We start from the raw sequence: 12122 nt of genomic DNA, 5'->3' as shown, positions 1-12122 counted from the left end.
CCCTTATTTTACAATTAACTTACTGTTAGCCTCTTTAATAAGCTTAAGTGTTGTAGTATCTGAAGCAAATACAGAATTTAACCCCTGAGGTTCTTGTGGCGGATCTGCTGTAAAATCATCACCATGCCTCCATTTTCCATTTTCAGGATTTGTTTTTGCAAAACCAGCAAATCCCCAAAAATTTAAACCTGCTAATACATCATTATTAGTTTCACTTTCATTTATTCTATCAAAAATTGCTTTATAAAACACATTTCTATTTTCAATTGAAGCATTTGGATTTAAGCTTTCTTTTTCTCGAGGAAATCCAAACTCTGACATTACAATTGGTTTTTGAAGTTTTTTAGCAATAATAATATGCTCATTCATATAAGTATTAGCTTTTTCAATAGAAAACTGGGTTGATTCCTTTTCATTATTTATATCGTACCATCGCCAATTTTTTGGCCACATATGCATTGTTAAATAATCAATGTTTTTATTTGTATGCAATCTTTCATACATCGCAATATCTTGTAAATAACTGGCTTTACCTTCAGCACCAGTAGAAATTAAATGTGTTTTATCTAAACTTTCTATTAAATTAACGGTTTCATTTAACCAGCCTGCAAATGCAGTTTCGTGTTCAGGTGAAATTAAAACCCTTGGTTCATTTGCTACTTGCCAAGACATAATTACATTGTCGTCCGTATATTTTAGGTTTGTATAAGAGTTTGTTCTACCCATAATAAATTTCACATGCGTGTAAAATGCTTCTTTACAAGGTTCGCAAGAATGAAATTGTTTAGTATAGTTCATATAATCTTTCCAAGTAAATTTATCTGTAAAAAAGGGATTAGGAACTTCTCCATAACCATTCCATTCTAGATATTGCGACATACCACCAGACCAAATCCAGTTATTATTTAAATACAATACAGCATACATATTACGCTTGCGCATTTCTGCCATTAAAAAATCTAAACCATCTAACAAATCTTCATTATAAACTCCCTGTTTAGGTTGTAAGGCTGGATGAACCCTAGAATCTTCTCCTGCTCCTTCTGCACCAACTAAAATACGTAGATTATCAATTCCAACTTCTTTCATTAAATCTAATTCTTTTATTAGTCGATCTCTATCACCTATATTTTTTGCACCAATTAATGGTCCATACCAATAGTTTGCACCAATAAAATAATATGGCTTATCTCCTTTAAAAAATTGAGATCCTTTTACAGAAATAAGTTCAACATCTTCTATTGAATTTTCAGCAGTTTTTTCAACAATTACAGTGCTTTTATCTTTACAAGAAAAACATAACAACAACAACAATAATACAGGTAAAAAGTATTTAATAGTTTTCATAAAATATATAATATTTACATTTTTTCATTTAAAACAATACAAGCTCTAGATGTATGATAAGGGGCTTTCCACATTCCCATTTTGTATTCTGAAGTGTATAATTCTCCTTTTTTATTAACTCTCCAAAACCATTCGCCATTTGTTTTATCAATAATTTTTGTGTTGATAAAATTGAAAATTTCAATAGATTTTTTAAGATAAATTTCTTTACCTGTAATGTTAAAAGCATAACGAAGTCCAACAAGAGCTTCCACTTGTTGCCACCAATGTTTATCTCCATCTAATACTTTAGTTTTTGGGTTAAACTCGTTCATAACACCTCCGTCTGTATCAATTGCATTTTCCATAAAAGCGTCTGCAATTAGTACAGCTATTCTTTCTGTTTCAGAAATTAACTGTTTATTATTAATCACTTTTGCTGCTTCAATTAAAAGCCAAGCAGTTTCAATATCATGACCAAAAGAAATCACATTAGATTTTAAATTCCATTGTTCATCAAAAAATAAATTTAAATTGTAATTACTATTTAAAAATTTAGTTAAAAATAAGTTGATAAGCTCCTTTAAATTTTCTTTTAAACTTTGATTTTTATATACTTTATAAAGGTTTGTATAAGCTTCTAAAATGTGTAAATGCGTATTCATAGTTTTAGCTTCATTTTCATCTTTATCACTCAATCTCATATCTGCAATTGGAGACCAATCTTTATTAAAAGCTTCAATATATCCTCTATACTTATTGTCTTTTGCGTGTTTTTCAATAAGTTCATAAATTACAATTACCCAATTAAGCGCTTCTTTATTTTTTGAAAACAAATAATATTCAGACAACGCATAAATCATAAATGCTTGTGCATATACTTGTTTCCTGGTATTTATCGGGGTTCCTTTAGCATTTAACTCCCAATAAACCCCACCATAATCCTTATCTTTAAAATAAGTTTGTAAATAATTATATGAACGCTCGCAAATTGATTTGTATTTAGTTGTTTTTAAATGATTAGATGCTGCGGAAAAAGACCATAAAATACGTGCATTTAAAATAATTCCTTTTGAAGCATTAGGCACTAAATTATTGTAATGATCTCTTTCGCCAACAAAGCCTCCATGAATTTCATCAATAGTATTTGTACTCCAATAATTAAGAATATTTTGAAGTTCTTTAGCTGATGAAACCGAAATTATTTCTGCTAATTTGTTCATTTTAATACAGTCCTTTATTTTTTTTAATTAACTCCATAATAGATTCGACCGAACCTGCTGAAGTAAATTTATCTTCGGGACTATTAGTTACATAATCTACCAAAACCTCAACAGAAGAAACAGCAACATGCAATCTTGTATCTGATGAAGCGTAATAGATATAAACAGTACCATCTTCATTTTCAATCCAACCATTTGCAAATAACACATTAGAAACATCACCTAAAGTTTCTTTATAATTTGGAGCCATAAAATAGCCAGCTGGATGATGAATTACTTTTGTAACATCATCTAAAGCTGTCATAAACATATACAAAGTATAACGCAAACCTGCTGCTGTATTACGAACACCATGTGCTAAATGTAACCAACCTTTTGAGGTTTTAATTGGAGCGGGACCTTGACCATTTTTTAATTCGAAAACTGTATGGTATACTTTATTTGTAAAGATTTTTTCGTTAGTTACAACTGGGTTTTCCATATCTTTTACATAACCGAAACCAATTCCGCCACCACTCCCAATATCTATAAATCCATCTTGTGGTCTTGTATAAAGTCCGTATTGTCCATTAATAAATTCTGGATGTAAAACAACATTACGTTGTTGCCCTGTATTCGATATTAAATCTGGTAATCGTTCCCAAGTTATAAAATCTTTTGTGCGTACAATTCCTGCATTAGCAATAGCAGAGCTTGTATCTCCAGCCGGAGCGTTTGGATCTTTTCTTTCAGTACAAAAGATACCATAAACCCAGCCATCTTCGTGCAATGTTAAACGCATATCATATACGTTTGTGTCTGGATTTCCTTCAATCTCAGGAATTATACAAGGTGTATCCCAAAACTGAAAATTATCAACTCCATTAGAGCTCTCAGCCATTGCAAAAAACGATTTTCTATCATTTCCTTCAACCCTAACACACAATAAAAATTTATTATTCCATTTTATTGCTCCTGCATTAAAAGTTGCATTTATTCCTATTCTTTCCAGTCCAAAAGGATTTGTATTAGGGTTTAAATCGTACCTCCAATGGATTGGCGTATGATCTTTAGTTAAAACAGGATTTTTATACCTTCTATAAATTCCATTTGTTTTTGAAATAGCCTTATTTTTTTTTCTAATTAACTTAGTATATCGCTGTTTTTCTTTATTTAAGATGTTTAGTCTCTTGTTCAGTTCCATAAATTTTTTTCAATTAATCTAATTCTTTTTCTAAATTATTCCACCAGAATTTTTTCAATAAAAATATACATATTACTAATACAATAACTGATATGTATATTGGTGTACTTTGCCTAAAAATTATATACATTGGTAAAATTACCAAAGCAGATTGCGCAACAATTCCAACAAACACATTGAACATATCCATAGCAAAATCATTATTTTTCTTAAAATTTGAATCTTCGGCAACTAATTTTTCATAAACAGGTTTCCAAAATCCCCAAGGCCTTACATTTTTATAAAATTCTTTTAAAACAGCATCTTCTGTTGGAGGCGCAGAATAAGTTCCAACAACGCTTCCAATTAAAGATACTATTAATAAAATTGGGAATAAATACAATTCATTTACCTCTGGAAATATAAAAGTAGGAACGATATAAGCAGAAACTAAACCTGCAACCATTCCCCAAAAAAATCCTTCACCATTAAATCTCCACCAATGCCATTTTAAAATATTGGCACCTACATAACTTCCATAAAGAACAGAAACAATTATGTTTAAAATTGCATTTACATTTTCAGCGTAAAAACCTAAAACAATACTTACAATAACAACAACAATACCTGTTAGGTAATTCATATTTTTAATTTGATTTGTAGTAGCTTCTGGTTTTGTATATTTTAAATAAATATCATTAACTAAATATGCTTGAGCAGCATTTAATGTACCTGCAAAAGTTGACATAAACGCAGCTATTAATCCGGCTAATAATAATCCTAATAAACCTACAGGGACAAATTCTTTAATTGCAGTGGGTAAAATTAATTCAAAATCGATATTTCCTGTTGAGTTTAATAAGTCTAACCGATCATAATAAACCAATGCTAAAGCAGCAAAACCAGCAATCATTAAATACCTAATTGGCATTAAAATTACCGATACAAACCCACTCATTTTAGCTGCTTGTGCCGGTGATTTTGTTGATAGAATTTTTTGCATATCATATGTTGGCGCAGGACCAGCAACACTAACAAGAACACCTTTAAACAACATCATTAATATTAAATACGTAAATAAACCATAGCCATCACTTTGTATTTTATCTGTTACTTCTGGAATAATAGTACTCCAATCCATATTTAAACCTCCTTTAAAAGGGCTCATCCATCCTTCAGGAACCTGAAGATCTCCAGTTCCAATTGCTTGAAAACCTAAATATCCGATAACTAATGCAGCAACAGTCATAATTGCAAATTGTACAACATCTGCCCATACAATACCAGACATACCACCAAGTAATGAATAAAAAACTGCAAAAATTGTAAATAATGTTCCGTAGAAATGCGGCACATATTCTGGAGCAATAGCAAAAGGAATATAATTACTAACAACTTCCCAAGGGACAAATATTTCAACAAATTTTCCTAAACCAATAAACCCATATGCTAAATATCCTAAACATACTACTAAAGCAAAAACCACCACAATAATGTGCGACATTTTAGCTCCTTTACCAAAACCAAATCTGGTTCCAATCCATTCAGCTCCAGTAGTAGCATTAGAACGCCTTAACCATTTAGATAGGTAAACCATTAAAAAAATTTGATTGAAAACTGGCCATAACCAAGGAATCCAAGCACTTTTAATACCATAAACAAACATTAAAGTAACTAGCCAAATTGTTCCAGAAATATCAAACATTCCAGAAGCATTTGAAAGTCCTAGCATATACCAAGGAATAGACTTACCCCCCAATAAATAATCGTCTTTACTTCTTTGAGCGCGTTTTCTAAGCACCAAACCTATAACAACAATTGTAACTAAATACAATGCTATAATTAAAATATCTACTGAATGTAATAATTCCATATGTTTATCTTAATTATTTAAGTTGTTTAAATCTTTTAAAAACAATGTTTTAGGTAGTTTTTCAAACCTTATAAAGTCAGTTTCATTTATATGCCCGTTGTAAGGCATATAATGATGTTTTTTATCATAATTTCTCCAAGTTAATACCCAACTAATTCCTGAGTTTTCTATAACTGGATACAATACTTCAGTAAACCAATTTTCTGTTTTTATAGATTCTAAACCTGTTTCAGAAAAAGCGTATACTTTATTTTTTTTGGTTGCTAACTCTTTAACAATTGCTAAATCGTGAATAACAGATTTTTTATAGTCTTCTGCATTGTTAAAATCGTAAATATCAATACCTAAAATATCTACATATTCATCTCCAGGATAATATTCTAAATAGGTGTCAGAAGGATTTAATTTGTTTGGAGAATAAACATATAGAAGATTATGTAGGTTATGAGTATCTCTTAATAAATGAACAGTTTCTTTCCATAAGGTAATATAATCTTTAGCATCACAATTTTTACCTCCCCACCAAAACCAAGAACCATTCATTTCGTGAAAAGGTCTAAAAATTATTGGAATAGCTTCACCTTCATACTTTAAAGATGCTATAAAATTTGCAACTCTAGAAACCCATAATTCATATTTTTCTCTTTGATCTCCTCCTTTAATAATATTTGGCACTGCAATTGTTTGATCCCAAGAATCACCACCAGAAACTGGATTGTTTGCATGCCAACTAATAGTAATAATTCCTCCTTTTTTATAAGCATCAATAATTAAATCTCTCATAGCGTTAAAAGGTACTGTATCTAAATTATAGGATTTATCTATTTCAATCCAACCTATATCAAAACCAAATACTGCAGGAAAATCGCCCGTTACTTTTTTTACATCACTTTTTATAATTGTTGGGTTATCTTTATAATTCCACCCTAAACCATAAGAAGTATCATCTTGATGACCAACAGCAAAACCTTTTTTTGAAATATTCACCAATTTGGCATATAATTCTATAGTGTTTTTTGAAGCTGTTTTATCAACCAATTTTGGTTGTATAACCGTATCTTTTTTAACACCATTACAAGAATATAAAAACAATGTAATTATAAAAAGTGAAAGTATATTTCGAAGTTTATTAGCTCTAAATATTTTTTGTGTTTTAGTCATAGTTGTTTCTTATTTAAGAGTTATTTTGTATAACCGTAAAACACTTATACATTACTCAACAAAAAAATTCTTTAATTTTAATTTCTGAGTTCTTATTTTTTTTAACCTCAAAATAACCTCAGCGATAATTTAATAATATCAAAATTACAATAAAAGCCCTTCTACCATCAATAATATTTTGTCATTTCCCTATAAGAAATTTTCAATCATTTATAAATTTTTTATAAATTCACTCCTAAAACTTCAATTTAATTTTAAAAAAAGTATATAATTTTATAATTATAATATTTGAAAAATATCCATTAATGTTTAGAATTCTGTAAGATTCATTTTAAATTATAAAATAAATTTAGACCAATTTATTACTTAAACTATAAATAAAGTTTTCACATTCTTAAAATTATCTTTTTTTGAAACATTAATTCTTATAAGATTTTGTAATTTTCATGTTTTTATACCTAGATAAAATTCACATGAAAATATACATTACAAGTTTCCTTTTACTTTTATTTTTAAACTCGTGTTCAACAACAGAAACTAATTTAGTAGATTATGTAGACCCTTTAATCGACACACATAGCAGCCGTTGGTTTTATTTCGCTTCTGCAAGTCGCCCATTTGGAATGGTTAGCTTAAGTCCAGACACCTGGACAAAAGGAAGCTGGAATAGTGGTTATTTATATGACAGTTTACAAGTAAGATGTTTTAGCCACATCCATGCATGGCAACTTGCCGGCATACCCGTTATGCCAACAACTGGAGAAAATAAAAGTTATTTAGGTATGGAAGCAACTAAATCTTCATTCACACACGAGAAAGAAATTGTTGAACCAGGTTATCATAAAGTTGTTTTAGATGATTCAAATATTACAGCAGAACTTAGTTCAACTACTCGTGTGGGGTTTCATAAATATACTTTTCCAAAAAGCGATAGCTCTTATATTAATTTTCATACAGGTGCTTTTTTAGCACATAGCAAAGTTGATTCGTCTTACGTTCGAAAAATAAATGATAATGAAATTGAAGGTTTTTCTTTATTAGGAAAAACATCTCGTAGACCAAAACCTACCTATGTGTATTTTGTAGCAAAAACAGATCATAAAATTGAAGAATTTGGAGGCTGGCAAAACAATAAATTATTACCTCCAACAGAACAAATAAATGGTAAAAATAATGGTGCCTACTTACGCTTTAAAACAAATAAAAAACCAGTTTTAATGAAAGTAGCAATCTCATATACGAGTATTGAAAATGCACGAAAAAATATGGAAACTGAACTTCCTAAATGGAATTTTAATAAAACTGTTACTGATTCAAAAAATGAGTGGAACAACATGTTATCTCGTATTAAGGTAACTGGTGGAACTAAAGAACAAAAAGTAAAATTTTATACCGACTTGTGGCATGCACTTATAGGTAGAAAAATAGTAAGTGATGTAAATGGTGAATATTGTGATATGACAGGTAATAAACCATCAATAAAACAAGTAAGGCTAGATAACAACGGAAATCCTATTTTTCCACATTATAATTTTGATGCTTTATGGGGAAGTCATTGGACACTCAACGTGCTTTGGTCAATGGTATACCCAGAAATTATGGATGGGTTTTGTAATACTATGGTAGATATGTACAAAAATGGAGGTCTAATACCTAGAGGCCCTTCTGGAGGAAATTACACTCATGTAATGTTAGGAGACCCTGCAACTTCATTTTTTGCAGCAGCATATAATAAAGGTATTAGAAATTATGATGCTGACTTGGCATACGAAGGCTTACTAAAAAATGCATATCCCGGTGGTATTCGAGACAGAGCTGGATATGACCATGGTAACAACCCAACTGGAGGAGGTATGACTTATTATATTGAAAGAGGATATGTTCCAGAAGGTATTAAAGGTAAAGGCTTACATAAAGATGGTGCTTCTATGACGCTTGAATATGCTTATCAAGATTGGTGTATTGCACAAATAGCCAAAACTATGGGTAAAAATAAAGACTTTGATTACTTTATGAAGCGATCTGAAAACTATAAAAATCTTTGGAATCCTAAAACTAAACTTATGCACCCGCGTAATATTGATGGCTCTTGGATTGATGATTTTAGTCCAATTGCAGAAAAATTTAGCACAACAGGTTTTTGTGAAAGCAATTCTGCCATTTACACAAACTATGTACCACACGACATAGATGGGTTAACAACCTTATTTGGCGGTAAAGAAAACTATACTTCCTTTTTATCAAGTTCTTTTAAAAAAGCTAAAAGCAATCGTTTTGTAGCTCCACATCGCGAGCATGCAAAAAGCTGGGTAGATTACGAAAATCAGCCCTCGTGTCAAATGGCACATATTTTTAATTTTACCGATACACCTTGGCTTACTCAAAAATGGGTTAGAGAAATAAAGGACGTTACATTTGGTGAAACAACACCTTATGGCGGTTATAATGGAGATGAAGATCAAGGACAAATTGGTGCATTAGGAGCACTTATGGCAATGGGTGTATTTCAAATGGATGGTGGTGTTTCTGAAAACTCTCAATACGAGATTACTTCTCCTATTTTTGATAAAATTGAAATTGATTTAAACCCAGATTATTATTCAAATAATAAGTTTACAATTACTACTAATAATAACACTGCTAAAAATGTTTACATTCAATCAGCAACGTTAAATGGAAAAAATTGGGAAAAATGTTATTTTGAACATAACGATTTTATTTCTGGAGGAAAATTAGAACTTACCTTAGGGTCAATTCCTAATAAAAACTGGGGTAAAAGGTAATAGAACTAAAAAGCATACTCAATACTATAAAAATAGATTTAATCAAAGAAGTATTAAAAACAATCAATTTTCTAATTATAATTAGCGAGGTATTAAAACCTTGTTTAATTACTAATTATTTTATGAAAACATCTGTTAAAATCAAAATATAACACTCTGTAATTGTAAACCTTATAATAAATACTTCAGATAAAAATAATTAACTTCAATACGGATTTCCATAAATAATTTACATTTCAAAAGGTTAATTTTGAATAATTAACTTAATAAAATAAATATGATTTGGTTATGGGGTTTAACAGGAATAACCATAGGAGTATTCCTTTTTAGCAAATTTACTGGAAAATTAAATGATGATTTAACTTTAAACGCAACAGAGATTAAATCGGTTGAAGGTTACCGTATTTTGCAAATAATAATTTTTATAGTTGGAATATTAATTACATATTGGATTTTTAGCCTTCTATTTAATTCGTAAAAAATATTTTAATTTTTCAAATATGCATTATTTTACGAAACCATACACTTTAAAATAAGAACTGTATAACTATTTTTATAAAAATTAGCTATAAAAAAGTAAATTAAATTTATATAAACCCCTAAATATCAAGCATAAAAAAAGCTTCATATTTCTATGAAGCTTGCTTAGTAGCGGGGACTGGACTCGAACCAGCTCTCCTAGATTTAAATATATCAGCACTTTATAAAGTTTCCAACTTATAGGTATGCCGAAAAATGTGCCTTTTTAACTTATTCCTTCATCCATAAAACTATATTTACCTTCTTTCGTAATTATTAAATTATCCAAATAATTAATATCAAGTATTTTTGCTGATTCTCTAATTTTCCTAAATATTACCTTATCACTTTCACTGGGTTTTAATTTTCCTGAAGGATGATTATGCACTGTTATAATAGCTGTAGCACAAGACTTAAGCACTACTGCAAACAATAACTTAATATCTACCAGTGTTGATGTAAATCCTCCTTTAGTCATTGCATAGACTCCAAGAACTTCATTTGAATTATTTAATAATAATACTTTAAATTCTTCTTGTAATTCAAGTGTATCCTTATCCCAATTATTTAAAAATACATTATAAGCATCTTCACTGTTACGAATCTTAGTATTCCCATTATCCAATTTAATTGGATTGTATTTTATCTTAATTTCTGATATAATATTTTTCATTCTTTTAATATTTGTCTAGTCCTAAATAACCGATACAGATTATTAAAGGGTAAAAGTTAAAAATTAAAGCTGAATAATGACATCATTGTTCAGCTTTTTTGATTTGTATTGTTTTGGTTTAATTTTTTTTTGTGCGTGCATTTGTATTGGTGTTAGCATTTCGTTAGATAAATGAGGTCTTATATTGTTGTATATTTCTATTGCATTTTTGACCAGTTTCTCCTTTACTTTAAAATCTTGAATCTTCTGTGCTACACTAAATTCCTGTTTTAAAATTCCATTTATTCGCTCTGCAACTGCATTTTCATATGGATCATATTTTTCAGTCATACTAGGCTTAATCTCATTGTTTTCTAATAGTCTTTGATATTCATTCGAGCAATATTGCAACCCTCTATCAGAGTGATGTATTAATGGACTTTCTTTGTATTTTCTATTATTTATAGCCATTTCCAATGCCCTCAATGAACCATCCATTGATAAAGATTTTGACACATCATATCCTACAATCTTTTTAGAATAAGCATCTGTGATTAATGCCAGATACGAAGGGTTGGTTCTCGTTCCGATATATGTAATATCACTCACCCAAACTGATTCAGGCCCTTCTATATCCATTGAGCTGACAAGGTTTCTGTGCTTTCTAAATCTATGATGAGAGTCTGTAGTTATGTGGTAGCTTCTTTTAGGTATTATTAACATATGGTTAGCTTTTAGTATTCTAAACAATTTATCTCTTCCTACTTTTAATAGTGATAATTTATCCTTTAACAGAAAGTATAATTTCTTACCACCCAATCTTGGCATTAGCATCCGAATATCACGAACCAAAACGATAACTTTTTGTGCTACAGTTTGTTTATGAAGTCTTGATTTTATGGATCTATAGTAAACCTGTCTGTTTACCCCGAGCAAATCACAGGTAGAAACTAAAGTTTCTTTATATTCTTCTTTGAAGATGTTGATAAGTCGGGTGTGTAATTTTTTCTTATTTGAATATCATATTCCTTTTCTGCCATATCAACAAGCATATCGAAAATAATAACCTTTTTATCAGCACGTTCTGCTAGATGTTCAGCTCTAGCTTTCTGTTTTTCAAGGAGCTTTATTTTAGCTTCAAGCTCAAGTATTTTTTGTTCTGGAGTTTTTGACATCGTTTTTGGAACTTGGTTTTCCCAATCAAAGTTACCATATTTTTGCAACCATTTGGTTACTGTAGCGTCTCCCTGAATACCATATTTACGCTTGGCTTGGGTTTTTGTTAAAAATCCTTGTTCTACTTCTTCAACTAATTGAAGTTTAAAAGAAAGCGAGTAATCTTTTTGAGTTCGCTTTGCTGCACCTGATTTGTCTGATGTTTTCATTACACTTGTGTTTTAGTGTATCGCTATTTCAGGACGGG

General features: G+C 30.0%; 10 protein-coding genes. 2 read left to right on the top strand and 8 right to left on the bottom strand.

Going from position 1 to position 12122, the window contains the following annotated elements:
* Nucleotides 1–3: 3 nt before the first annotated feature.
* From MHL31_RS12660 to MHL31_RS12640, 5 genes are read right to left on the bottom strand one after another with little or no spacing between them, the layout of a single operon-like run.
* The gene (locus MHL31_RS12660; RefSeq protein WP_240226315.1) at nt 4–1347 is read right to left on the bottom strand and encodes a beta-mannanase; all 1344 of its coding nucleotides are present in this window, start codon (nt 1345–1347) and stop codon (nt 4–6) included.
* 14 nt (nt 1348–1361) lie between these two features.
* Entirely contained in the window at nt 1362–2549 is a 1188-nt protein-coding gene (locus MHL31_RS12655; RefSeq protein WP_240226314.1) for an AGE family epimerase/isomerase, read from the bottom strand.
* A 1-nt stretch (nt 2550) separates the two neighbouring features.
* Complete coding sequence (locus MHL31_RS12650) at nt 2551–3732, bottom strand: glycosidase (RefSeq protein WP_240226313.1); 1182 nt, start codon at nt 3730–3732, stop codon at nt 2551–2553.
* 13 nt (nt 3733–3745) lie between these two features.
* Nucleotides 3746–5584: a sodium:solute symporter family protein gene (locus MHL31_RS12645; RefSeq protein WP_240226312.1), complete on the bottom strand. Its 1839-nt coding sequence runs from the start codon at nt 5582–5584 to the stop codon at nt 3746–3748.
* Nucleotides 5585–5593: 9 nt separating this feature from the next.
* Nucleotides 5594–6745 carry a glycoside hydrolase family 26 protein gene (locus MHL31_RS12640; RefSeq protein WP_240226311.1) on the bottom strand — a complete coding sequence of 384 codons (1152 nt, stop codon included), beginning with the start codon at nt 6743–6745 and terminating at the stop codon, nt 5594–5596.
* Between the two features lie 473 nt (nt 6746–7218).
* Between MHL31_RS12640 and MHL31_RS12635 the strand changes: the two genes are divergently transcribed.
* Both MHL31_RS12635 and MHL31_RS12630 read left to right on the top strand, forming a co-directional pair.
* A complete protein-coding gene (locus MHL31_RS12635; RefSeq protein ID WP_240226310.1) occupies nt 7219–9528 on the top strand; it encodes a GH92 family glycosyl hydrolase in 2310 nt (769 codons plus the stop codon).
* Nucleotides 9529–9805: 277 nt separating this feature from the next.
* A complete protein-coding gene (locus MHL31_RS12630; RefSeq protein WP_240226309.1) occupies nt 9806–10006 on the top strand; it encodes a hypothetical protein in 201 nt (66 codons plus the stop codon).
* A gap of 267 nt (nt 10007–10273) precedes the next feature.
* Here the strand turns inward: MHL31_RS12630 and MHL31_RS12625 are convergent, their stop codons facing one another.
* The 3 genes from MHL31_RS12625 to MHL31_RS12615 all read right to left on the bottom strand — a co-directional run bounded on the left by MHL31_RS12625 (nt 10274) and on the right by MHL31_RS12615 (nt 12084).
* The gene (locus tag MHL31_RS12625) at nt 10274–10720 is read right to left on the bottom strand and encodes a JAB domain-containing protein (RefSeq protein WP_240226308.1); all 447 of its coding nucleotides are present in this window, start codon (nt 10718–10720) and stop codon (nt 10274–10276) included.
* 63 nt (nt 10721–10783) lie between these two features.
* Entirely contained in the window at nt 10784–11635 is an 852-nt protein-coding gene (locus MHL31_RS12620) for an IS3 family transposase (RefSeq protein WP_240226214.1), read from the bottom strand.
* A 14-nt stretch (nt 11636–11649) separates the two neighbouring features.
* Nucleotides 11650–12084 (bottom strand): hypothetical protein, encoded by a 435-nt coding sequence (locus tag MHL31_RS12615; RefSeq protein WP_240225903.1) that lies wholly within the window; start codon nt 12082–12084, stop codon nt 11650–11652.
* Between the last annotated feature and the right edge of the window lie 38 nt (nt 12085–12122).

The organism is Lutibacter sp. A80 (assembly GCF_022429645.1).
Classification (GTDB): domain Bacteria; phylum Bacteroidota; class Bacteroidia; order Flavobacteriales; family Flavobacteriaceae; genus Lutibacter.
The sequence above is the reverse complement of the archived record's forward strand: the minus strand, read 5'-3'. Positions and strand labels throughout refer to the sequence as shown.